A 22,181-nucleotide genomic window follows, 5' to 3' on the forward strand; every position below is an offset into this window, starting at 1 on the left:
TGGATGTTTTGACGGATGCCGGACGCCGGAGACATTGGCTTGGAGGAGAGGCGAGCCGCTGGTCGTGAGGTGAGTCTGACACCGCCGGGCCTTCGAACAGAGCCGTTTGATGGCGCAAGGCAAGCCCGAACGGACGTCGGCGCCGATGCGCCCAACACCTTGGCATCGACGTGCCGATGCCAAGGCGCGACAGTATGAGGCGGCATGTCGTCAGAAGTCGTGCGGTCAGGCGTGCCAAGTGTCAGACCCTTGGCAGGGCGTAGACTGTTTGCGGATGTGCGGAGGCTGCCGCCCTATCGGTGAATTTTGAAGGTCCGATGTTGGGCTAAGGGCGGCCATTCAGGCGTCATAGCTCGAAGGTCCGCAATTAGCGCACTGCTGACGCTCGGTTGCCCGCACACCAAGGAGCTTCCTTCCACCCTAAGCAGCACTTCACACGGTCAAGCTTATCAGGTTTTGATCTGGTCCACCTAATCGTCCGTCGCGGTCATCCCGCACCAGTTCTTGATCCCGATCCTGGTAGACAGGCGGAAACAGCGCCTCGAGCCCACGGGTAACGCCATCGAGCACCGGGTCGTGGTCGCTGCCGAAGCTTCGGGTCGGGATGTTGGCGTCGGTGAGATACAGGCTATTGTGCGACATCTGACATAGGGACCGCAGTTGACCCGCATCAACTTTGGAAGCGCAGGAAGGTTCGCGGGGTCTGGAGTGGTCACCCGATCACTGCTCCGCAGAGGATTGGCTTGCCCATCGCCGGTGCTGTTACTAGCATCGAAATAGTGAAATTTTTCCGGAATGTAGAAGTCGGATAGTGCATTGCTCGTTGCGCAATCGCCGTGAAAAAATACCCACCCCTTCTTGACATCGATCTTGATGCGTCAATAGCCGTGCTTCAGCTTGGCTCTCGGAGTAGGGCCATGCCGATTGATGGGCTGTAGGCGTCGATCCATCCAAGAGGGGGGCTTCGATGCATGAGATCCATCTGATAGGGGGCTTCGCCCCTTGAGATCCACATGGCTTGAGCCTTGCTGCCGGTACACCGGGCGGGGTCTCGGCCGGCGCACCGGCACCACCACCGTGGTGCGATGTGGTTTCGATGTTGAACCAATGGTCCCGCACCTTCGGATGAAGATTGACGGCGGCCCTACCGCTCCGCAGCCGGTGAGGGCTGCTCGCGTAGACGCACTGCCTGGTCCACCGGCGTTCGCCGGGATGAAGTCCATCCCGGCAGCCTCGAGCGCCTGCCTGATCACCGTTAGGCTGGCAGCACGAGGCTCTGCGCTCTATGCCTCGAACTGACGGACGGGGGCCAAGCCCACCGAGGCGGCGGTGGCAAACTCGGCGTGGGTCCAGCTCAGGAGGCCGCATGCGGCCCGGCATGGTCACCAGCGGATTGGTCACGGGCGGGGTGCCGAACCGGGATAGCGTTCCCCGGACCCTCATGCCTGGTGAGTTCGTCCTGAAGCGGAGTGCGGTGAACGTGATCGGGAGGGACACGCTCAATCGCATGAACGCCATGGGTGCGGGCGTAATGGCGAAGGCGCCTCCGGTGGAACCGGCCTAGTTCAGGAACTCGGCCCGGGCCGAGACCAGCGGCTATGTGGTGGACCGGGACCAGGTGCCCCCTCCCGGCCCCAACGATGTCGTCCACTACATCGGCGAGAACATCCAGCGGGGAGGTGCGATCAAGCAGCTCATCAAGTAGGTGGCGGCTGGTGAATAGAGTACGCTACCGTACAATCTAATCTGACCCGAGCACGAGAGTGATAGGACGGATGAACTATTTAAATTGATATTAACGCCAATTTGCGAAAAGCAAATATTGCGGCACACTGATTTGACCATGAATAGGAGCTAGCATGATAGTTAAACGGACACCACTCGCCGAAAAAGAGCCGCCTAAACCAAAGCGCAGATACGCAAGCACAGAGGACTTTATCGCCTCAGCCTCGGGCTCTACATACAGCTCTGCATTGAACGAAGCACCTGACAATCTCTCATTCAACCTTGATGATGCGGCGCGCCACATTGGCGTGGATCGATCAACGCTCGATGCGCTGATCGCTGATGACTGGCTGCAAACTCGCAGAATCAAGGACACGCTTGTTGTGAGGCGTTTGGATCTGGCTGCCCTTCTCGACAGCATCGAGGCCGAAAGCTTCAGAGGACCGGTACCGCCAGTGCTGAAAACGCGCTAACATGCCCACGCGTTGATAGGGTGTGGCAGAAGATGATCCCTTCTGCCACGCTAAGGTGCTTTGAAACTCCACGGTCGGCTTAGTCGGGCCTTCAACCTCATGCTCGCGCTGCACCGGCCTCTTCTTTCGAACAGCGTTCTGGGCGCTAGCAGCGCGGGCACGAGATCAACACTGAACGAAAACTGGCCGGATCCAGTGGCAGGGTGGGCCGCGCGATGAGTGATCGACCGTCTAGCCGTCTAGCCGTCTACCCGTCTAGGGTCAAAATTCGAGAAGGGTGATTTGAAAATTGCTGCATCGAAAAATGGGGTAGACGGTTAGACGGCTAGACGTATTTGATTTAAAAGGGATTTTTCGGTTCGTCCGATTCAGGGATAGACGCTACGCAGGGTGGAAGGTCCTGTCTGCGGCGCAGAGCCCGAGACCAACGCTCCCCGTGTCAGGCCCACCCTGCCAGTGATGATTAGCCCCCTATTCATTCCACCATTTGTAATGGCGGCCCACCAGGACCGTCCGCCGCCGCAGATCAACGGCAGCCCAACCGCTCCGCAGCCCGTGAGGGATGCTTGCAGCGCACCGGGGTCATCTGTGATCGCGCAGACGCACCCCAGGTCGACCGCCGTTCGCCGGGATGAAGTCCACCCCGGCCTTCTCGAAGGCGCGGACAGTAACGACGTTCAGGCCCGTGGCCTCCACCAGCGCCACTCGGGTTCAGTCGAGCAAATCTCACGTGATCCCGCTTATCTGTTGTTTCAACGGGTGCGGTTTGGGTCTCACACAAACCGCACCCGTATGTTGGTGAGGTGTCGCGAGGGGTCCACAAGAATTTCATGCTCCTGGCGCTCCTGATAGGCACCGAGGATGCTATGCTTTCGAACAAAGGCTGAGGCGAGCACCGGGTTCGGCACCGATATCCCCCTGTGTCCCTTGGCAAAGCCGAGAGCAATGGCCTTGTCCGTTGTCCAAGCGAGACTCATCACCCGGTCCATGTCGCACCCTCGATAGATCGTGATGCGGTCCGGCAGGGATGCATAGAAGGCTCTATCGCCGTCCTCCTGCAGGAAGTCGCACGGTCGCTCTTCAAGCCATTTGCCATGCAGGCGCACCATCTCCAGCAACTCATCCCGCTGGCTCCACGTGTCGTCGCAATCGCTCCACGTTTGGTGGAACCCGATCCAAAAGTCGGACGACTCGCGAGCGTAAGCATCGGCCCACTCTAGGAAAACGGTCAGTCGGTCATGAGAGCCTGGCGACTGCGGGCCGATCATCATGCGATTCAGTGTGTCAAGCGCCGTCATGATCATGCGCCCTCGCGAGCTAGGCGGACACCGCCCGGTTTGCCACCGTTGGTGAACTCCACGCCGACGCCCTGGAGAGCGGCCATCAGCTTCCCCATGGCCTCCGCCGAAACCGCGCGGCGCTCCTTCTCGAAATCGACCACGGTGGACAGGCCGACACCGGCGGCCTCCGCGAGCTGCGGCTGCGTCCAGTTGAGGAGGGCCCGAGCGGCCCGGCACTGAGCGGCATTCATCATCGATCAACATTTTCTGTCGACGACCCCTATCGGCCGCGCGTACCCATATCAACATAAAATGTTGATGAGAAGCGAAACGCCATGGCTGCCCGCCGCACCATCTCATGGTCCATCGCGATGCAGGAGCTTCGGTTTGAGCCGGCCGGCGGTGGCTCGGCGCACCTACTTGGAGAGCGTCCAGGCCGCCAGGGTGGAGGCCCTGCGGGCCGCGAGCGGCACCAAGGCCGGGCTCTGGACGGCGGCGGGCGGCTTCGATCGCCGCGCCATCATGACCTTCGCCGTCCATTACACCCGGGCCGTCCTGAACGGCTGCATCGCCCGCGGCTGCTGGCGCACCGCGATGGCGCACGGGCTCAAGACCGCTTGGGCGGTGGCGCATGCCGCCCGCCGCGCCGCTACCCACTAACCCCGGAGACCGTGCCATGCCCGTCAGCCCGACCATGCGCGCCAACCTCGAATTGGTCGCAGAACGCATCATTGCCATCCTCGACACGATGGACGGCAATCCGAATCTTGAGGACGTCGGCGACGCCGAGCCCTCGCTTGGCGCTCACGAGGGGACGGCTCGCAGGTCGGATGGATGCGCGGCGGGGACCGGGACCTTGAGCTCAAGGACCGCCGCCCCGCCTCGACTCACCAGGTCATCGCCCGGATGCTCGCCCTGCTCAGCGATCCGGCGCAGTGGTGCCGAGGCGCTGATGCCAGGGGCGCGGCCGGGCGTCCATAAGGGGCAAAGAGAGATCATAGCCGACACCTCGTTGACAGCATTACGCGTAACGCTTACGAAACGCGTAACGCTTATTTTGCGAGTGACTATGGCCTCGATAAGCAAGACGCTCGACACCCTAGAGGCCAAGCTCGCTGCCTTGCGCAGCGAGATCGAGGGTTCGCCCTCCGATAGACAGGAGGCCATTGAGGCTGCGATCGGGGAGGCCAGAGCTCTTCTGACCGAGCTCAAGGGGCTGAGGGAAGCCGCGAAGGCGACGCGGCGTCGAGCGATCGACCTGTCCGACCGGACTGATCCGCTACCGCTGCCGCTCACGCCATCGCGGCGGATGCTCAATTTCGAAGAGCGGCCGGACCCACTGCCTGTTCCCACTACCCCGTCCAGGCGAGTTATCGATCTCGACGCTCCGCTGCCTATTCCTTCGCAGGGCGAGGAGCCGATTGATACCGTTGTTGCACCCGACGATGACCTTAAGCTCGAGCCGAAAGGTCTCCAAAAGCGCGAGTACGTGCTCAAGGCTCTGCATGCCCTGGGCGCTCCGGCGTCGCCGGCGACTGTTTCGCTGGTTGTCGATCGGATCTGGAAGGTCGAGGTAAAGGCGAGTCAGTTCTCGTCGATGCGCAAGGGGGATGAGCGAGCCTGGATGAACGGGCGTCGCACCCTAATGATCGTGCCTGCCTTCAACGCCTTCGACTTGTCGGCACGGCCTCGGACCGTCGCGCTGTCCTCATGGCCGCTCGAACAGCGGATCATGGGCTCGCTGAGCGACCGCGCCGATGCGCTGCGGATTCTCCTTCGCGCCCGCCATCACTGGGTCAATGGCGGAAATGCCGTCTGGCTGGAGCTCGTGCTCTCGCTAGCCCGGGACTTCCGTTTCGTCATTCCTAGCTCCGAGGCAGTCGAAGAACAGGCCCTCCAGATCAGTGAGGCCGCCAAGGTCGCGCTCGACGACATAGCCGATCGAGATCTCGCCGAGCGGAAGGACGCCGCCGCGAGAGCGGCACGCCTGAGCGAGAAGTGGCAGATGTTCGGCCGTCCGATCGGGCTCGACGTGATTGATGGTGGTGTCCATGCATGATGTCGCCAAGAACCTGCGCGGGATCCTTCCCCACGCCAACATTGACGCTCGTCGGCTGGTCCTCTCGGCCAAGAACCCGTCCTGCGTCCGGCTACGTGCCATTCTAATGTCGGGGATCGCCCCGGCCACCCTCGTGCATGAGGTGTTCGGCTTCTCGGTCTCGGCTGAGCAGTCGGGCTTCGCTCTGCGCCAAGGGTCGTCCTTCGAGGCTCAGCTCTACGCGAACGGCGCCGCTCGGCTCATCGCCTCCCTGCAGGATGCCGGCTTGCTCGGGCCGAGCCGCGTGTCGGTCCTCAACATTAACAACATCCCAGGCCTCAACTCGAGCGATGCGCGCATCCGGCGCATGGCCCAGCGGAGCGCCATCAAGGTGACGGAGCAGGCGATCGCCGCGCGCGCTGCGGGCCGCGCCAACGCGCCGAACCTCATCCTGCAGGCGAACCTGCGCCTTTCGCTGGGCACCGGCGGCGAGGAGGTCATCCTGAGACCGGACGTGCTCTATGCCCGCGGCAACGATCCCGTCTACCGTGTCGGGGAGGCGAAATCCTTCTCGGACCTGGCCCACCTCACTGACGAGCAGGACGTCGCAACGGCAGCGGCCCAGGCCGGCGTCTACACGGTTGGCCTGGAGGAAGTGATGCGCAGCGCGGGCGTTCACCATACGATACTTACCGAGGCCGCGCTCATCTTCAGGCGCCCCGGCAGCATGAACGCGGTCACGACCCTTCAGTCTATCGATCGCGACATCGCGACCGCCCGGCGCATGCTTGCCCAGCGTCCTCGCTCCCTAAGCGACGTTGTCCAGATCCTCGGGCCGGGCAAGGCGCTCGACCAGGCCGGCAACGTCCTGCAACTGCCCTCCACATTCATGGGCGGGTGCCGGTCCTTCTGCCCGCTTTGGCAGGTGTGCCTCAACGAGGCGCGGGCGGCCTCGTCTCCTCGCGCACTGGGGACATCGGTCGAGGAACTCGTCGGCGCGGTTGGGAGCGTGCGGCGGGCTCGCGAACTCATGCACGGCGCGCCACCGGGCAACCCCGTCGAGGCGGACATCCAGCGCAGGCTCCAAGAGGGCATGACCGAACTCCAGAGGGCCGTCGCATGAACGACATCAAGTCCATCGCCCGGATGCTCGCCGACGAGGCCGGCACGGCCCAGCCCATCACGCGCGAAAGGCCGTTCCCGGTTTCTGACATGCCGATGATGGTGATCCCAATCGAGCTCGCGGGCGAATCCCCCTCCCTTTTCGCCCTCGGGGTCGCGACCGGGGCGAACGACCTCCAGATCGCCATCTGCCACGAGCCGCGCAACCGGACGGGCCAGTACGACATGCTCGAGCGGGCCGCAGGCTTCATGCAGTCTATCGTGGCGGCCTGGGACGCGGATCCCCTGCTTCTCCCTCAGATCGTCACTCCGTCGTTGGGCGCCTCGCGCCTAGCTCTCGCCGTGATCGATCGCATGACGTTCGCGCCGCCCTCACGGCAGGCGCTCAAGGATCTTGGGCGCCGGATCTACGTCGCGGACAGTTCGTTTGAGCGGGCTGACAGCTCGCTCGTGTTTGACCTGCCCACCGCGCTCGGGCGGCTATACGCGACCGGGCAGGACGATCACGCCGACCAGCATCTCGGCGTTGTCCTCGAGTGGCTGAAGCCGGCTGACGGGCGAATCCATCATCGCGTCAGGGAGGCCGAAGCCTATCCCGCTTCGACCGCTACCTCGCCCGAGCTCGATAACGAGGAGCTTGTCCCCCGGCTCGAAGCCTATCGTACGGCGCGGCGCATCCATGATGCAGCCGAGGCTGCGCGCCTCGAGGATGAGATCGATGCGATCTTGGTCGAGGAGGTCAAGCGCCGCCACGAGCTCATGATCCAGGCGCTCGCGGCCATCCGCGTGTTTCCCGACTCCACCGTCGCGAGGACGATCCAGGCTGCCGACCGCGGCCGGTTCGATCGCTACCGAACGTACGCGTCCAATCCCGCGAACAACATCTCCCGGGGTCTGGCGCATCTCTATGGGACCGCGCAATTCCTGGAGCGCGAGTTCGCCGAGGATCTCGTGGGCGGCCTCGCCATGCGGTCGGTAAGCGGCGAACGGAGCGCGGCTCGCCTCCGAGGCGAGATCGTCGTGGCCGAGGTTCTGAACCGCACGATTACGCAAAACAAGAAGGCCATCACGGTGATCTACGAGCTCCTGAGCACGCAGGATCGTCTGTCCATCCGCCCAGGCGACAAGCTCGTGCTCCTCGGGCCCTACGAGTTCGGCTTCAAGATCCGCTCCTACGGCCAGACCCAGGCCGGCACGCGGATCGAGGCCGAGCTCACCGCCGGCAAGACGAAGCCTGGACAGCCAGCGATTGGCGACACAATCGAGATCGCGACCCCCATGACCGACAACTTCCGGATCCACCGTACAATGGATATCGCCTGGAATCGCTTCAGGTCTAACCGGGTGCTGCCGCAGGTCTCGGGCCCCGTTCCCGTCCAACATGATCTCCTCTCAATCGTGCAACGGGCGCGACGCCTGCAACCGACCGCCCGTGGGAGGACGAGACCATGAGCGCCGCCCTGATCTCCCGCGCCGACTCCGTCATCAACGACGTACTCAACGCTGTCGCGCACGCCCAGGAGGACATTGTGGTCAAGAGTCCGCCGGGCGCCGGCAAGACCCGCCTCCTCGAGGACATATCGGCGCTCTGCGTCATGCATCTCCAAAAGACCGTGATGATCGCTTGCCCGTCCAACGACCAAGCGGACGACGTGACTGCGCGGATCGCGAAAGCGTTTCCCCAGATCGCGGTCGACCGGTTCGTCGCCAGCAGCGGGGGCGTCCCGGCGTCCCTGGCCGGCTTGGCGAATGTAACAGTCGTCTCGGATACCCAGCGGCTCACCGCCCCGGTCACCATCGGGACCGTCGCAAAATTCTGCGAGATCGACGGGCTCCCCTTCGACCGGGATTTCGCGCTCTACGACGAGGCATACCAGGTAAAGAACGTCGACATGCTCAGGACCGGGCAGCTCGCCCACCGGCGTATCGCGATCGGGGATCCCGGCCAGATCGATCCCATCACGAGGTCGTCGACACGCCACTTCGCGAGGGACCCGCAGGGCCCGCACGTCGCCGCCCCGAAGGCCATGCTCGCCGCCAACACCGCGAGAGCCTTCCACCTACCGCTCTCGCGCCGCCTGCCGCAGGATACGGTCGACGTCGTGCAACCCGCGTTCTATCCGGGGCATACCTTCGATGGCGTCGCGGCCGCCGGCCAGCGCTACATCGACGCCTCCGCCCATGGAGCCACGCCGGCCGATCGACTCCTGGACCGCGCACTCGCGGCCGGCTCCCTGTCAATGATTGCGCTGCCGGCCGGGATCATGCCTGTGGTCGACCCAGAGATAGTCGACCTCGTCGCGGAGCTAGTCCGCCGTCTCACCACCCGCCGCTTCATGGTCCACGACGACGACGGCTCGGCCCTGCTCCGGCCGGAGGACATCGGTGTGGTCGCCTTTCGACGGCATCAGGTCTCGGCGCTGCGCGGCGCGCTCGGGAACGCCTTCTCGGCGGTCAATATCGAGACAGCCAATCGCTTCCAGGGGCTCGAGCGGAAGGTGATTGTCTCCCTCCATCCGCTCTCGGGAAAGGCGCGCCTCGATCGCTTCTCAACGGAAGGCGGCCGCCTGTGCGTCGCCGCTTCCCGCCATCGCGTCAACTGCATCGTGGTCACCCGTGTCGGGGTGACCGAGACCCTCGACCGGTTCGCACCCGACGACGGGCGCTACCTAGGCCAAACCGAGGATCCCTACTTCGACGGCTGGATGGCGCACGCTACCTTCATGATCAAACTCGAGGACCGAAACCGAGTGATTCGACCCTGACGTTCACCTTTGCGGACGGGCCACCACCGTTCCAGTCGCTGTGAGGGCGACTATCCAGTGGATCAAGGTCACGAGCTCGATCCAGAAGCGCGCCGCCACTTGCCGGCCGGAGGTCGCTGCAGCGTCATCCACCACTCGTTTGCGTAGGTTTCGGCTGGTAGGCTCGGCTAATTGAGCGCGGCTAACAAAATGGTCGGCGCGCTTTTCAGCCGCTGCACCGATCAGAGGTAAGCCAGCTGCCTAAGCGTATGAAGGATGAGGTGGCTTCCGATTGGCTTCCTAACCCCGGATCTCCGGAAGCCAGCAGCCCCTGCATCGTCAGCTAAATGCTTGATTTTCATTGGTCGGAGCGAGAGGATTCGAACCTCCGACCCCTAGTTCCCCAGTGAAGAGCTGCTGTGAGGGGAACTCTCCCGTCCATTTAGCCTTTCGAATTCTATCGTTATATCTAACGCTACCGGAGCCAAGCGCAATCTGGACCTCCTTCTGATTCTCGACGCTACCATCTCGCAGGCACATGCGTATGCCTTGAACAAACCACCAGAGCGCAGGTAGGTCCGGGACAAGGGTCTGAAGCCATTCCTCGAGATGTTCCGTACCCACATCACTCCGCCCAATCGGACGAACGGTGAAGCCCTCGCGGTCTGGAGGCCGCCGAGGCCGGCGCGGCAGAGAATAACTGAAGCCCCGTTGGACCCGTGTGGCAATGGTAGCGGTATGGGCGGTGCGACAGACTGGCTCAGCTGTGAGAGTAGCTCGCCGATGTACTGGCGCGCTGCGTTCCTCAGCCGATGAACAGCCCTGATCGCGGCTGCTTACCAGGTGCTTACCAACATAAACCGCTGGTAAGCAGCCAAACATCTCGCAGGCAGCTAAGTGTCTGATTTACAAAGAAGAAAAATGGTGCCGCAAGAGGGATTCGAACCCCCGACCCCCTCATTACGAATGAGGTGCTCTACCAGCTGAGCTATTGCGGCGCCGACCGGGCCGGGCGTGCCGGCGATCGATGGGGGCCTCTTACCCGGGGCGTCGCGCCTTGGCAAGGTGGGGCGCGCCACATCCTGCGGCGCAAGGGACCCGCGCGGGCCGACGCAGACCGCCGGTGCACGGCTGAAGGGCCGGAGCCGGCGCCCGGGGCGCTTGACGCTGGGCCGTCGAATCCCGACCATAGGCGGGCCGAAAAACCCAATCCTCCCAATGCCCCTGATCGCCCGCCTTCGCGCCTACGCCGCCGAGATGTTCGGCGCGCCCGCCTCGCCGCTCGACGACGAGACGGAGCAGCACCTCGCCGCCGCGGCCCTGCTCGTCCACGTGGCGCGGGTCGACGGCACCCTCGCGGCCGTGGAGCGCGACCGGCTCGCCCGGCTCCTGACCCACCGTTTCGCCCCGTCCGAGGCGCAGGCGAAGGCCCTGATCGAGCGCGCCATCAGCTTCGACGACGAGACCCGCGACGTGGCCGAACTCGTCGAGATGATCGGGCGCGACCTGCCGGAGGAGGAGCGGCGCGGGCTGCTCGGCCTCGCCTGGGCGGTCGCGGCCGCCGACGGGCAGGTGCACGAGTTCGAGGACGACCTCGTCTGGCGCGTCGGCCAGCTCCTCGGCTTCGACGACGCGGCGATCACCGCGACGCGGGCGGTCGCCCTGGCGGGCCTGCCGGCGCAGCAGGTGCCGGCCCGGTGAGCCCTGAGATCATGACTCCGTCGATGACGCAGGAGCGCGGGCGCAAGCCCGTGCTGCTGATCCTGCACCAGGAGCAGTCCACCCCCGGCCGCCTCGGCCGGCTCTTCCTCGAGCGCGGGCATCCGATCGACATCCGCCGCCCCCGCTTCGGCGACCCGCTGCCCGAGACGATGCAGGATCACGCCGGTGCGGTGATCTTCGGCGGCCCGATGAGCGCCAATGACGGCGACGACTTCGTGCGCCGGGAGATCGACTGGATCCAGGTGCCCTTGCGCGAGGAGCGGCCGTTCCTCGGCCTCTGCCTCGGGGCGCAGATGCTGGCCAAGTGCCTCGGCGCCACGGTCTGCGCCCATCCGGAGGGCCGGGCCGAGATCGGCTACTACCCGCTCCTGCCGACCGAGGCCGGGCGCGCCTTCGCGGGCGAGATCGGCCAGCCCTGGCCGTCCCACGTCTATCACTGGCACCGGGAGGGCTTCACCTGCCCGGCCGGGGCCGACACGCTCGCCACCGGGGACGATTTCCCGACCCAGGCGATCCGGGTCGGGCCGGCGGCCTTCGGCTTCCAGTTCCACCCCGAGGTCACCCACGCGATGATCTGCCGCTGGACCGTGCGGGCCGCCGAGCGCCTGCGCCTGCCCGGCGCGCAGGACCGGGCGCGGCAGATCGAGGGGCGGCTGATGCATGACGGCCGCGTCGTGGCCTGGCTCGACGCCTTCCTCGACCACTGGCTCGCCGGGGCGGGGCGCCCGCAGGGCGCGGCATGATCCTCAGCCTGACCCTGCTGCTGCTGTGCCAGCTCGCGGGCGAGATCGTCGCCCGCGCCTTCGCGCTGCCGGTCCCGGGCCCGGTCGTCGGCATGGCGCTGCTCCTCGCGGTGCTCGCCTTGCGCGACCGTCGGCCCGGCGGCCTGCCGGCGCCGCTGACCGACGGCACGCTCGAGCGGACGGCCAAGGGCCTGCTCGCCCACCTGTCGCTGCTGTTCGTGCCGGCGGGCGCGGGCGTGATCGGCCGGCTCGACGTGCTCGCCGCCCACGGCGTCGCGCTCGCCGTGGCCCTCGTGGTCTCGACGGCTTTGGCCCTCGTCGCCACCGTCTACACCTTCTCGACCGTCGCCCGCTGGACCGGCCGGTGACCGGCGAGTTCGCCCTCTGGGTGTTCCTGTCGCGCACGCCGCTCCTGTGGCTCACCGTGACGCTCACGGCCTACGTCATCGCCGACCGGATCTCCGCCGCCACCGGGCGCCACCCGCTGGCCAACCCGGTGCTGCACGCGATCTGGATGGTCGGCCTCGTGCTGGTCCTCACCCGCACGCCCTATTCGGTCTATTTCGAGGGCGCGCAGTTCGTGCACTTCCTCCTCGGCCCCGCCACGGTGGCGCTGGCGATCCCGCTCTACGAGCACCGCAAGACGGTGACGCGGGTGCTGGTGCCGATGCTGGCGGCGCTCGCGGTCGGCTCCACGGTCGCCCTCGTCGCGGGAATCGGCACCGCGAAGCTCCTCGGCGTGCCGGACCCGATCCTGATCGCGCTCGCGCCGAAATCCGTGACCGCGAGCGTCGCCATGGGCATCACCTCGGCCCTCGGCGGCGACCCGACGCTCACCGCCGTGCTGGTGATCCTCACCGGCATCCTCGGCGCCATCATGGTGACGCCGCTCCTCGACCGCCTCGGGATCAGGGATTACCGCGCCCGCGGCTTCGCCGCCGGCCTCGCCGCCCACGGCATCGGCACCGCCCGCGCCTTCCAGGTCAGCGAGGTCGCCGGCACCTTCGCGGGCATCGCCATGGGGCTGAACGCGTTCCTCACCGCGGTGCTGGTGCCGCTGGCGCTGGCGCTGGTCCGGTGAACGGGGCCGGGATCCTGATCGTCCGGCGACACGGGCGATCCCGCGCCGCGTCCTTGTCGTCGGATACTGATCTCAGAGCCTGTTTGACGTGCCTTGCAAAATTATCCCACCCTCAACCTCATCCTGAGGTGCCGCGGAGCGGCCTCGAAGGAGGTCTCCAGTTCTCTCGGAGACTTCTGGAGGCCTCCTTCGAGGCTCGCTTCGCTCGCACCTCAGGATGAGGTCGTGGATGGGATGAAACTCTACCGATCAGTCAAATAGGCTCTCAGAAACCCTGCCTCACTGCGCCGGCACCGTCGCGACCAGTTCCGTCGGCACGTAGCGTCCGTCCTCCCGGCGGGTCATGTCGATCCGGCGGTCGTGGAAGGCGGTGAGCGTCGAGCGGTGGCCGATCGAGACCAGCGTCGTGTCGGGGAGTTCCTGGCGCAGCATGCGGTAGAGCGCCGCCTCGGTCGGCTCGTCGAGGGCGGCGGTGGCCTCGTCGAGGAAGAGCCAGTCGGGCCTCGCCAGCAGCGCCCGGGCGATGGCGAGGCGCTGCTGCTCGCCGAGCGACAGGGCCTGGGCCCAGGGCGCCTCCTCGTCGAGGCGCCCGGCCAGGTGGGGCAGGCGCGCCGCCTCGAGGGCCGCGCGGATCGCCGCGTCGTCGTGGCGCCCGGCGGGCTCCGGGTAGGTGGCGGCGGCGCGCAACGTCCCCATCGGCAGGTAGGGCCGCTGCGGCAGCAGCATCAGGCGGGCGCCCTCCGGCGTCGTCACCGAGCCCTCGCCGAACGGCCAGATGCCCGCGATGGCGCGAAACAGCGTCGACTTGCCCGAGCCCGAGGGGCCGGTCAGCAGCGTCGTCTCGCCGGGCCGGAAGGCGAGGTCCGGCGCCTCGGCGATGCGCCGCCCGTCCGGCAGGTCGAGGGCGAGGCCCTTGAGGTGCAGGGACGCGCCGCCCGCCGGCACGACCGAGAGGGCGCTCTCCGCCGCCAGCGCGTCGGCCCGGCCCATGGCGGCGTCGAAGGTGGTGAGCCGGTCGACCTGCGCCTTGTAGTCGGCCAGCGTCACGTAGAACGTGATGAAGAACGACATCGTGCTCTCGACCCGCGAGAACGCGCCGGCGGTCTGCGTCATCACCCCGAGCGGGATCTGGCCGGCGAAGTAGTAGGGCGCGACCAGGATGTAGGGGATGACGACGTTGACCTGCTGATAGCTGACCGTGAAGGCGGCGAGCTTCTTGCGGCGGTCGACGATGGCGTAGAAGTTCTGGATCAGCGCGCCGAAGCGCTCAGCCAGCGCGACCTTCTCCGCGCGGGCGCCGCCCAGCAGCGCCACCTGCTCGCCGTACTCGCGCAGGCGGGCCAGCGAGAAGCGGAAATCCGCCTCGCGGCGCTGCTGCTGGAAGTTGAGGCCGACGAGCGCCCGGCCGATGCGGTGGGTGATCCAGGTGACGAGCGCCGAGTAGATCAAGGCGCCCCAGACCAGGAAGCCCGGCACGTGCCAGTCGGTCCCCGGCACCGTGAAGGCGGCCGAGATGTTCCACAGGATCACCGAGAACGAGACCAGGTTCGAGACCGCCGACAGGAAGCTGATGGTCAGCGTCTGGGTGGTCTGGGTGAACTGGTCGATGTCGTCGGCGATGCGCTGGTCGGGGTTGTCGGCCTGGGCCCCCGAGAAGCCCATGCGGTAATGGGTGTCGTTGCCGAGCCACCGGTCGACGTAGTGCCGGGTCATCCAGGCCCGCCAGCGGATCCGCAGGAACGACTGGATCACGTACTGGATGATCGCGCTCGCCACGTAGACCGCGGCCCAGAGGCAGAACACCGAGAACAGCAGCGACCAGAACGCCGTCGCGTCCTTGCCCTGGATGGCGTTGAACCAGTCGCGGTTGAAGTACGACAGGCGCACGTTGATGGCGACCTGGGCGAACTCGATGCCGATCACCAGGGCCGCCATGGTGAGCGCGACCCAGCGTTCCTGCATCTGCACCGCCGGCAGCGGCCACAGCCGCACCGTCGTGACCTCGCGGGTCGTGTAGTAGGGGTAGGCCAGGCGCCAGATCTGCAGGAGGGCCTGCTTCAAGCCGTGCATCGCGGTCTCCGGGCCGGCCCGCGCGGGCCGGCCTTAAGCGGGCCCGCCCTGCGGCGAGCCGGTGAGTCGGGGCGGATCGAGCGCGCCGCGCGAGAAGCCCGCAACGTCGGCCCGCCGACCGGATCGCCAAGGATCAGCCCGGTGATGGGTCAGCCCCGTGGCAGGACCATGGCGCCGTCGCCGTGGCAAGTGAAACCCTGGTCATCCGAAACCCTGGTCATCCGAAACCCGGGCCATCGAAAACCCCGGGTCCTCCGGACGGGCCGGCACGCCGCACCGCCGCACGGGGGCGCCCGCTCGCCGAGACGTGACCGCAGGACCGGGAATCGGGCCCCGTCGCGTGCGATACGGCGGCGCGCAAGGCCGTGGTGCCCCGGCGCCGCCGCAATCCGCCCCGATGGTCTGTCCCAGTCCCCCGCGGCCCGGATGACGGCCGCACGCAAGACGAGTGCGATCATCCCCATGTCGGCGATGCCCCTGTCCGCCCTTTCCAGCCCGGCCACCTCCAGCCCGGCCCTCTCGATCCTGGACGTCGAGGCGGTGCGCGCGGCGCCGCTCGCGCACGATCCCTACCGGTACTTCCTGGGCGAGCGGGTCCTGCGCCCCGAGGCGATCGCCGACCTCAAGCGCGACTTCCCGGCCATCGCCAAGCCCGGCTATCTCACGGTGGACGAGGTCCAGCTGACCGGCCGATTCAAGGACCTGATCGACGAGCTCGAGAGCGACGCCTTCTCGCAGGTGCTGAGCGAGAAGTTCGGCATCGACCTCGTCTCCTGCCCGCGCCTCACCACGATCATGCGCCGCTCGCAGCCGAAATACGGCGCGATCCACACCGACGGCCCCTCGAAGGTGATGACGCTCCTCGTCTACATGAACGACGAGTGGGACGCGCCGGAGGCCGGGCGGCTGCGCGTGCTCTACGACGGCGAGCGCTTCGAGCCCTACGCGGTCGAGGTGCCGCCGACCATGGGGACGATGTTCGCCTTCCTGCGGGCCGACAATTCCTGGCACGGCCACCGGCCCTTCGAGGGCGAGCGCCGGGTGGTGCAGGTGGCCTGGGTGAAGGACGCGGCCGAGCTCGAGCGCAAGCGCAAGCGCAACCGCACGGCGCAGTTCCTGAAGGGCATCTTCGGGCGCTGACGGTCTTCGGCCACTGACGTGGCCATCGGGTGACGCCCGAGATTCGATGCGCTCTCCGGCCCCGAACGCAGGTCCACAACGGCTTGAGAGCGCTCTAAGACTTGACCGCCGGCACCGGCCGGGGGACGCTGGGGGCATCATGAGGGCGTTTCACCGCGCGGGCCTGTTTGCGGCTGGCCTGCTCGTGCTGGCCGGCGCGGCCGGCATGATCGGGTTCGGCCGCGCCGTCGCCCAGTCGGACCTGGAGATGCCCGCCGACCCGCCGGTCCTCTCGAAGCCCTACCGCTCCTCGGTTCCCCTCTTCCGTCGCCGGCCGCCGCCCGCGGAGGCCGTGCCGCCGGAGGCCGGCGCGCCGGCGAATGGCTGGCGCGAGCCGCCCGGCCGCTACGGCGCCCGCGACGGCGCCCCGGAGGAGGGCGCGACGGTGGTGCGGGAATCGCCCCGGGATTCCGGGTTCGGCCCGGTGAAGCCCGCTCCCGCCCACGACCTCGCCCCCGACGAGGATCCGGAGGAGCTCCGGCCGCCGGCTGCGCCCCGGGCCGCGGCGCCGCGGCCCAAGCAGGATATCCGGCAGGAGACCCGTGCCGAGCCGCCGCGGGCCGCGCCCGAGGCGCCCGTGAGGGAGAGCCGTCGTCCGGTCGAGGCGGCCGACGAGGAGGAGGTCGCGCCCGCCTATGCGGGCGTCTGGGGTCCGAGCGTCGCCGCCTGCGCCAGCCGCCGCTCCGCCCGCCGCGGCTTCCTGCCGGCGGTCATCCGGCCGGGCAGCGCCCGGGCCGGCAAGACCGTGTGCCTGTTCCGGGACACGCGGCGCGACGGCCGGGCCTGGACCATGACGGCCTCCTGCCGCAGCGCCGGGCGCCAATGGACCTCGCGGGTGCGCCTGACGGTGGCGGGAAGCCGGCTGACCTGGTCGAGCGAGCGGGGTGCTGCGACCTACACCCGTTGCTCGAGGGGCTGAGGCGGTGCCCCGGCCTTGACTCGTCTCGAAGGCGGGTGATGGAAAGGGGACCCGCCGTGAAGAGAGCCCCGATGGCCCCGTTCCGCCCGCCCGCCGCGGTTCCGCTGCGGACCCGCGCCACCGCCCCGCGGCCCGAGGCCGGATCGCGACGGGGGATGCGCGCATGACCGGCAAGCTCGTCGCGGTGGCCAACATGAAGGGCGGCGTCGGCAAGACCACCAGCGTGGTGATGCTGGCCGACGCGCTCGCCGCCGGCGGCGCCTCGGTGCTGGTGATCGACCTCGATCCCCAGGCCAGCGCCTCGGTATGCTTTGCCGGCGACGGCATCCTGGCCGAGATGATCACCGGGGGCCGCACCCTGGACTACTACCTCGGCCTGCGCATCGTCGACCGCGACAAGGCCGCCCTGACCGACTTCATCCGCGGCTACGTCTCGAGCACCACGCATCTGGGCGAGCCGCTGCCGATCTCCCTCATCGCCTCCGGCCCGTCGCTGCGCATCGTCGAGCGCGAGATCATCTACGCGCTCACCAAGCGCAAGTTCTCGATGCACGCCATCGAGGGCCACCTGTGGAAGCTGTTCCAGGAGGATTTCGCGCCCCTGCGCGAGCAGTACGACTACGTGCTGTTCGACTGCGCGCCCGGGATCTCGCCGATGACCGAGGTGGCGATCCGGGCGAGCGACCTCGTGGTGGTCGCCTGCATCTCGGACTTCCTGTCGACCTACGGCCTCAAGGCGTTCTACGAGACGATCTGGGGCGTCGGCAGCGCCTCCGAGAGCATGCTGGCGCCCAAGCGCCCGCCCCACGTGCTGATCACCCGCTGGCAGAACACCAGGCAGCAGGCGACGACCTACGCCACCCTGGAGGCGGGGGCCGCAGCGGAAGGCGCGCGCTTTCGACTGTTCAGGACCCGGGTGCCGCAATCGGCGGCCCTGGCGAACGCGCTGACCCTCGAGTATCAGACCTTCGCCAACAAGTACCGGGACAGCAGCCGCGACCTGATCGGCGAGGTGATCACGCCGGTGGTGGCCGAACTGAAGGAGGCTCTTGATGGCGCTTGAGATCGACGGCCTCGCGGTCCTGTGCGCGATCGCGGAAGCGCCGGAGGCCTTCCCGGCGATCCGCGGCGACGTCACCAAGGCCGCCCACGCCCTGGTGACGAAGCAGCTGAAGGCCAAGTCCCTCGACCTCGCGGGCCTGCGTGCCGTGCGCAACGCGCTCGGGCCGCAGCCCCTGGCGCTGATCGTCGACGGGCTGAAGGACGCCGAGGTCAAGGCCCTGGTCACCCGCCTCGACAAGCACCATCCGGACCTCAAGGACGGGCCGGCTCTGGCCCACCGCCGCCACCTGATGGCCCTCGCCGCCGACCTCGAGCCGGCCGCGGCACCGGCGGCCAAGCCGAAACCCGCGAAGGCCCCGGCCAAGTCGTCGTCGGCCAAGTCGTCGGCCAAGTCGTCGTCGTCCGCCCGGTCGTCGTCCGCCAAGGTGCCGGCGGGCGAGCCGGCGCCCGCGCCGACCCGCGCCCCCGCCCGCAGCAAGGCCGCCGGCGCCCCGGTGGACGCGCTCGCCTCCGCGGCGATGGCTGCCCGCCCGCCCCGGCGCCCGCGCCAGCAAGAGTGAGGGCGGGGTCGGACGGAGGAAATCGTTCGGGAGGGACTGGAGTTTTCGCCATCCTGGGCCTCAGGATGTGGCCGAGGGTGCAGGGACATGGTGTCCGCTCAGTCCTGCAACGGCGGCTTGCGCGACGGCCCTTGCGTCTCCTCCGATCGAACTGGCGCGGGGTCGCCGATCCCACACGGGAAGGGGGCGACGCGCTCCAGGATCATTGGGACGGATCGAGCGGACGCGGTATCAGACACCGTCGACGACCAGACACCACCTGGGGAGCGCCGCATGACCAAGGGATCCGATCTGCTGGTGGCCGCCCTCGAGAACGAGGGCGTGGACCGGATCTTCGGCATTCCGGGCGAGGAGAATCTCGACGTCGTCGAATCCCTGCGCTCGTCGAAGATCGAGCTGGTGCTGACGCGCCACGAGCAGGCCGCCGCCTTCATGGCGGCGACCCATGGGCGCCTCACCGGCCGGCCCGGCGTCTGCATCTCGACGCTCGGTCCCGGCGCCCTCAACTTCACGACGGGAGCGGCCTACGCCCATCTCGGCGCGATGCCGATGCTGATGCTCACCGGCCAGAAGCCGATCATGAGCGCCCGCCAGGCCCGGTTCCAGATCGTCGACGTGATCGCGGCGATGCGCCCGCTCACCAAGATGGCGCGCCAGATCGTCTCCGCCGCCTCGATCCCGACCATCGTGCGCGACGCCTTCCGGGTCGCCACCGAGGAGCGGCCGGGCCCAGTCCATCTCGAATTGCCGGAGGACATCGCCGCCGAGGAGGCCGACGTCGCCCTGGTGCCCTCGCACCCGATCGACCGGCCGGTGGCGAACCCCGCCGCCATCGAGCGCGCCGCCGCGATGATCCTGCAGGCGCGCCGCCCGCTGATCATGATCGGGGCCGCCGGCAACCGGCCGCGCCTCGTCGAGCCGCTCTCCGACTTCGTGCGCCGCACCCGGATCCCGTTCTTCAACACCCAGATGGGCAAGGGCGCGGTCACCGGCGGCTCGAACCTCTATGTCGGCACGGCGGCCCTGTCGGAGCGCGACTACGTCCACGAGGCGATCGACAGCGCCGACCTCATCCTCTCGATCGGCCACGACACCGTCGAGAAGCCGCCCTTCCTGATGGGCCGGGTCGCGGGCGGGCCCCGGGTGATCCATGTCGGCTACGTCTCGGCCAGCGTCGAGCAGGTCTTCCACCCCGATGCCGAGGTGGTGGGCGACATCGGCGCCACCGTCACGGCGCTGGCCGACCGCCTCGGCGGACGGCTCGACCCGGAGCCGGGGCTGCTCGACATGCGCCAGCGCATCCTCGCGCGCATCAACGACAGGGCCGAGGAGGACCGCTTCCCGGTGACGCCGCAGCGCCTCGTGCACGACGTGCGGGCGGTGATGCCGGAGGACGGGATCGTCTGCCTCGACAACGGCATGTACAAGATCTGGTTCGCCCGCAACTACCGCACCCACGTCGCCAACACGCTGCTCCTCGACAACGCCCTCGCCACGATGGGGGCGGGGCTGCCCTCGGCGATGATGGCCAAGCTCGTCCATCCGGGGCGCCGGGTCATGGCGGTCTGCGGCGACGGCGGCTTCATGATGAACAGCCAGGAACTCGAGACGGCGGTGCGCCTGAACCTCGACCTCGTGGTGCTGGTGCTGGACGACCGGGCCTACGGCATGATTCGCTGGAAGCAGGCGGTCGACAAGTTCCCCGATTACGGCATGACCTTCGGCAACCCGGACTTCGTGACGTACGCCGAGTCCTACGGCGCCAAGGGCCACCGGGTCACGTCGGCGGACTCCCTGGCCCCGACCCTCGAGGCGGCCTTCGCGGCGGGCGGCGTGCACCTCGTGGCGGTGCCGGTCGACTACTCGGAGAACACCCGGGTGCTGGTCGACGAACTCGGCGGTCACGCCCCGCAGGTCGAGCCCGGCTAGAGCCATGGAGGCCCCTGCGCCGGATCCGCGATGGCGCCGGCGCGCGGCCGGGGCGCTGCTCCTCCTCGGCGTCGCCGGCCTCGCGGCGGCGGCCCCCGTCCTGCTGCCCCGAGCGGGCCAGGCCTGGCGCCTGCGCGAGGCCGCCGACGACCCGGCGGCGCTCGCCGCCTTGCGCCTGCCGGCGGTCGCCGACGCCGAGGGGATCGGCCGCGGCCTCGACGCGGCCGTCGCGGCGGGGGACGACGACCTGGCGGAGAGCTTCCTGGCGCTCGCGGCGGAGCGGGGCGTGCCGGTCTCGCCCGAGCGGCGGGCGAGCGTCGCGGCCCTGGCGGCGAGCGCGCCGCGGCGGGCCGTCACCGAGGCGGCGACCGGCTTCGTCAGCGGGGAGGGGGCCGGCATGGCGGGCCTCGCCGGGGCGGTGGCGGGCGACCTCGTCGGCTACGGCGACCTGCGCGACATCTGGCGCGAGGGCGGGCGGTTCGCCCGCGGCGAGGCCTACGACCCGCTGATGCTCAGCCTCGCCGCCGCGGGCCTCGCGCTCACCGGCGCCACCATCGTGTCGCTGGGCACCAGCGTGCCGGTCCATGCCGGCACCACGACCCTGAAGCTCGCCGCCCGCACCGGCAAGCTGTCGCGGCCGCTCGCCGCGCGGCTGACGCGCAGCGCCGGCGCGGCGATCAACCGCGAGGCCCTGGGGCTTGCCACCGCGGCCGCCGGCCGGCTCGACCTCGCAGGCCTGCGCCAGGGGGCGAAGGGCGTGCTGCGGCCCGGGCCGCTCCGGGAGATCCGGGCTCTGGGCGAGCAATCGGCCCGGATCCAGGCCCGCCTCGGCGCCCGCGGCACCCTGCAGGCCCTGGCGGTGGCGGAGAATGCCGACGACCTGCGCCGCGTCGCCCGGCTGTCCGAGGGCCTGGGCGGGCGCACCCGCGCGGTTCTGGCGCTGCTCGGCCGCGGCGCCCTGGTGCTGGGATCGGGCCTTCTCGCGATCCTCCAGGGTCTCTGGCTCGGCCTCGCCTGGTTCCTGGCCGCCGCACTGGTCTGCCGCCGCGCCGGCACCGCGATCGGCCGGCTGATCTGGCGCCGCCCGGGATCCGGCCGCGCCGGCCGCGCTCGCGCCTGACGGCGTCGACCGAATCCGGTCTTCCTCCGTCGCCGCCGCGCCGGAAATCGGGCCTTCCTGCGGCAGAGATGAAACCGTCGCTGGTCCGCCGTGCGGATGGGCCGAGGACTTCGCGGATGGCCGATGGCGTCCGTGACAATGCTCGCGCCTGCCGCCCGGCAGCGCGCAGGCAGACGCCCTCGCCTGGCCGCTGCGGCATCCGGATCTTCCCGCGCCGGCGGACCATCCGCAAAGGTGGCTCCCGCCTCTCCGAACGGATGAGGCCAATCCCGGCCTCGATCTGATGCCGGCTTCGGAAGTCAAGCATCCTTCTCCGAATCGAACAATCATGTTTGACTTAAGCCGGGCAGCAGGAGCCTAAAAAACAGTCTTGTGCGGCAGAGATTTTGGTACTTATATGGATCAGGGCGGGTC

The 22,181-nt window shown here is 68.2% G+C and carries 20 protein-coding genes and 1 tRNA gene; 16 read left to right on the forward strand and 5 right to left on the reverse strand.

Annotated elements, in window-relative coordinates:
• Positions 1-432: 432 nt before the first annotated feature.
• Positions 433-642 carry a hypothetical protein gene (locus EU555_RS01290; RefSeq protein WP_135412632.1) on the reverse strand — a complete coding sequence of 70 codons (210 nt, stop codon included), beginning with the start codon at positions 640-642 and terminating at the stop codon, positions 433-435.
• A gap of 1,217 nt (positions 643-1,859) precedes the next feature.
• On the opposite strand from EU555_RS01290, the gene EU555_RS01300 reads away from it, so the two are divergent.
• Complete coding sequence (locus EU555_RS01300; protein WP_135412633.1) at positions 1,860-2,198, forward strand: hypothetical protein; 339 nt, start codon at positions 1,860-1,862, stop codon at positions 2,196-2,198.
• 773 nt (positions 2,199-2,971) lie between these two features.
• On the opposite strand, the gene EU555_RS01305 is transcribed toward EU555_RS01300, so the two are convergent.
• Both EU555_RS01305 and EU555_RS01310 read right to left on the reverse strand, forming a co-directional pair.
• The gene (locus EU555_RS01305; protein ID WP_135412634.1) at positions 2,972-3,502 is read right to left on the reverse strand and encodes a hypothetical protein; all 531 of its coding nucleotides are present in this window, start codon (positions 3,500-3,502) and stop codon (positions 2,972-2,974) included.
• A complete protein-coding gene (locus tag EU555_RS01310) occupies positions 3,499-3,732 on the reverse strand; it encodes a helix-turn-helix domain-containing protein (RefSeq protein ID WP_342636457.1) in 234 nt (77 codons plus the stop codon). The genes EU555_RS01305 and EU555_RS01310 overlap by 4 nt, the downstream gene beginning before the upstream one ends.
• A 133-nt stretch (positions 3,733-3,865) precedes the next feature.
• Here EU555_RS01310 and EU555_RS01315 point away from each other — a divergent pair, with 133 nt between their 5' ends.
• Genes EU555_RS01315 through EU555_RS01340 form a run of 5 tightly spaced genes read left to right on the forward strand, consistent with a single transcriptional unit; the run spans position 3,866 to position 9,403 of the window.
• Positions 3,866-4,138 carry a hypothetical protein gene (locus EU555_RS01315; RefSeq protein WP_135412635.1) on the forward strand — a complete coding sequence of 91 codons (273 nt, stop codon included), beginning with the start codon at positions 3,866-3,868 and terminating at the stop codon, positions 4,136-4,138.
• Positions 4,139-4,154: 16 nt separating this feature from the next.
• On the forward strand, positions 4,155-5,537 hold the full coding sequence (locus EU555_RS01325; protein ID WP_205820732.1) for a hypothetical protein: 1,383 nt from the start codon (positions 4,155-4,157) through the stop codon (positions 5,535-5,537).
• Positions 5,518-6,639, forward strand: a complete 1,122-nt coding sequence (locus tag EU555_RS01330; RefSeq protein WP_135412637.1) for a hypothetical protein — start codon at positions 5,518-5,520, stop codon at positions 6,637-6,639. Before EU555_RS01325 ends, EU555_RS01330 begins: the two co-directional genes overlap by 20 nt.
• The gene (locus EU555_RS01335) at positions 6,636-8,090 is read left to right on the forward strand and encodes a hypothetical protein (protein WP_135412638.1); all 1,455 of its coding nucleotides are present in this window, start codon (positions 6,636-6,638) and stop codon (positions 8,088-8,090) included. Before EU555_RS01330 ends, EU555_RS01335 begins: the two co-directional genes overlap by 4 nt.
• Complete coding sequence (locus EU555_RS01340) at positions 8,087-9,403, forward strand: AAA domain-containing protein (protein WP_135412639.1); 1,317 nt, start codon at positions 8,087-8,089, stop codon at positions 9,401-9,403. Before EU555_RS01335 ends, EU555_RS01340 begins: the two co-directional genes overlap by 4 nt.
• A gap of 901 nt (positions 9,404-10,304) precedes the next feature.
• Here the strand turns inward: EU555_RS01340 and EU555_RS01345 are convergent.
• Positions 10,305-10,380, reverse strand: a tRNA-Thr gene (locus tag EU555_RS01345).
• 220 nt (positions 10,381-10,600) lie between these two features.
• Between EU555_RS01345 and EU555_RS01350 the strand changes: the two genes are divergently transcribed.
• The 4 genes from EU555_RS01350 to EU555_RS01365 are packed head-to-tail and all read left to right on the forward strand — an operon-like array spanning position 10,601 to position 12,928.
• A complete protein-coding gene (locus tag EU555_RS01350) occupies positions 10,601-11,083 on the forward strand; it encodes a tellurite resistance TerB family protein (RefSeq protein ID WP_135412640.1) in 483 nt (160 codons plus the stop codon).
• A gap of 23 nt (positions 11,084-11,106) precedes the next feature.
• Entirely contained in the window at positions 11,107-11,847 is a 741-nt protein-coding gene (locus EU555_RS01355; protein ID WP_167858406.1) for a glutamine amidotransferase, read from the forward strand.
• Positions 11,844-12,215: a CidA/LrgA family protein gene (locus tag EU555_RS01360; RefSeq protein WP_135412642.1), complete on the forward strand. Its 372-nt coding sequence runs from the start codon at positions 11,844-11,846 to the stop codon at positions 12,213-12,215. The genes EU555_RS01355 and EU555_RS01360 overlap by 4 nt, the downstream gene beginning before the upstream one ends.
• Positions 12,212-12,928, forward strand: coding sequence for an LrgB family protein (locus EU555_RS01365; RefSeq protein WP_135412643.1), 717 nt, complete (start codon positions 12,212-12,214; stop codon positions 12,926-12,928). The genes EU555_RS01360 and EU555_RS01365 overlap by 4 nt, the downstream gene beginning before the upstream one ends.
• 279 nt (positions 12,929-13,207) lie before the next feature.
• Here the strand turns inward: EU555_RS01365 and EU555_RS01370 are convergent, their stop codons facing one another.
• The gene (locus tag EU555_RS01370; protein WP_135412644.1) at positions 13,208-14,998 is read right to left on the reverse strand and encodes an ABC transporter ATP-binding protein/permease; all 1,791 of its coding nucleotides are present in this window, start codon (positions 14,996-14,998) and stop codon (positions 13,208-13,210) included.
• A 462-nt stretch (positions 14,999-15,460) separates the two neighbouring features.
• Here EU555_RS01370 and EU555_RS01375 point away from each other — a divergent pair, with 462 nt between their 5' ends.
• The 6 genes from EU555_RS01375 to EU555_RS01400 all read left to right on the forward strand — a co-directional run bounded on the left by EU555_RS01375 (position 15,461) and on the right by EU555_RS01400 (position 21,767).
• Positions 15,461-16,138 carry a 2OG-Fe(II) oxygenase gene (locus tag EU555_RS01375; RefSeq protein ID WP_245524080.1) on the forward strand — a complete coding sequence of 226 codons (678 nt, stop codon included), beginning with the start codon at positions 15,461-15,463 and terminating at the stop codon, positions 16,136-16,138.
• 139 nt (positions 16,139-16,277) lie between these two features.
• A complete protein-coding gene (locus tag EU555_RS01380) occupies positions 16,278-17,096 on the forward strand; it encodes a hypothetical protein (protein WP_135412645.1) in 819 nt (272 codons plus the stop codon).
• Between the two features lie 163 nt (positions 17,097-17,259).
• Complete coding sequence (locus EU555_RS01385) at positions 17,260-18,159, forward strand: ParA family protein (RefSeq protein ID WP_135412646.1); 900 nt, start codon at positions 17,260-17,262, stop codon at positions 18,157-18,159.
• Positions 18,149-18,718, forward strand: a complete 570-nt coding sequence (locus EU555_RS01390) for a hypothetical protein (protein WP_135412647.1) — start codon at positions 18,149-18,151, stop codon at positions 18,716-18,718. Before EU555_RS01385 ends, EU555_RS01390 begins: the two co-directional genes overlap by 11 nt.
• 273 nt (positions 18,719-18,991) lie before the next feature.
• Positions 18,992-20,647 carry an acetolactate synthase large subunit gene (locus EU555_RS01395; protein WP_135412648.1) on the forward strand — a complete coding sequence of 552 codons (1,656 nt, stop codon included), beginning with the start codon at positions 18,992-18,994 and terminating at the stop codon, positions 20,645-20,647.
• Between the two features lie 4 nt (positions 20,648-20,651).
• Positions 20,652-21,767 (forward strand): hypothetical protein, encoded by a 1,116-nt coding sequence (locus tag EU555_RS01400; protein ID WP_135412649.1) that lies wholly within the window; start codon positions 20,652-20,654, stop codon positions 21,765-21,767.
• Positions 21,768-22,181 lie beyond the last annotated feature (414 nt).

It is taken from the genome of Methylobacterium nonmethylotrophicum (assembly GCF_004745635.1).
GTDB classification, from domain to species: Bacteria; Pseudomonadota; Alphaproteobacteria; order Rhizobiales; family Beijerinckiaceae; genus Methylobacterium; species Methylobacterium nonmethylotrophicum.

Bases quoted from the DNA above. Each gene is read 5' to 3' on its own strand.
- EU555_RS01355 (WP_167858406.1), top strand. From the start codon at position 11,107: ATGACGCAGGAGCGCGGGCGCAAGCCCGTGCTGCTGATCCTGCACCAG.
- EU555_RS01370 (WP_135412644.1), bottom strand. From the start codon at position 14,998: ATGCACGGCTTGAAGCAGGCCCTCCTGCAGATCTGGCGCCTGGCCTAC.
- EU555_RS01305 (WP_135412634.1), bottom strand. From the start codon at position 3,502: ATGATCATGACGGCGCTTGACACACTGAATCGCATGATGATCGGCCCG.
- EU555_RS01300 (WP_135412633.1), top strand. From the start codon at position 1,860: ATGATAGTTAAACGGACACCACTCGCCGAAAAAGAGCCGCCTAAACCA.
- EU555_RS01390 (WP_135412647.1), top strand. From the start codon at position 18,149: ATGGCGCTTGAGATCGACGGCCTCGCGGTCCTGTGCGCGATCGCGGAA.
- EU555_RS01350 (WP_135412640.1), top strand. From the start codon at position 10,601: ATGCCCCTGATCGCCCGCCTTCGCGCCTACGCCGCCGAGATGTTCGGC.
- EU555_RS01385 (WP_135412646.1), top strand. From the start codon at position 17,260: ATGACCGGCAAGCTCGTCGCGGTGGCCAACATGAAGGGCGGCGTCGGC.
- EU555_RS01360 (WP_135412642.1), top strand. From the start codon at position 11,844: ATGATCCTCAGCCTGACCCTGCTGCTGCTGTGCCAGCTCGCGGGCGAG.
- EU555_RS01375 (WP_245524080.1), top strand. From the start codon at position 15,461: ATGTCGGCGATGCCCCTGTCCGCCCTTTCCAGCCCGGCCACCTCCAGC.
- EU555_RS01290 (WP_135412632.1), bottom strand. From the start codon at position 642: ATGTCGCACAATAGCCTGTATCTCACCGACGCCAACATCCCGACCCGA.
- EU555_RS01310 (WP_342636457.1), bottom strand. From the start codon at position 3,732: ATGATGAATGCCGCTCAGTGCCGGGCCGCTCGGGCCCTCCTCAACTGG.
- EU555_RS01335 (WP_135412638.1), top strand. From the start codon at position 6,636: ATGAACGACATCAAGTCCATCGCCCGGATGCTCGCCGACGAGGCCGGC.
- EU555_RS01330 (WP_135412637.1), top strand. From the start codon at position 5,518: ATGGTGGTGTCCATGCATGATGTCGCCAAGAACCTGCGCGGGATCCTT.
- EU555_RS01325 (WP_205820732.1), top strand. From the start codon at position 4,155: ATGCCCGTCAGCCCGACCATGCGCGCCAACCTCGAATTGGTCGCAGAA.
- EU555_RS01380 (WP_135412645.1), top strand. From the start codon at position 16,278: ATGAGGGCGTTTCACCGCGCGGGCCTGTTTGCGGCTGGCCTGCTCGTG.
- EU555_RS01400 (WP_135412649.1), top strand. From the start codon at position 20,652: ATGGAGGCCCCTGCGCCGGATCCGCGATGGCGCCGGCGCGCGGCCGGG.
- EU555_RS01395 (WP_135412648.1), top strand. From the start codon at position 18,992: ATGACCAAGGGATCCGATCTGCTGGTGGCCGCCCTCGAGAACGAGGGC.
- EU555_RS01340 (WP_135412639.1), top strand. From the start codon at position 8,087: ATGAGCGCCGCCCTGATCTCCCGCGCCGACTCCGTCATCAACGACGTA.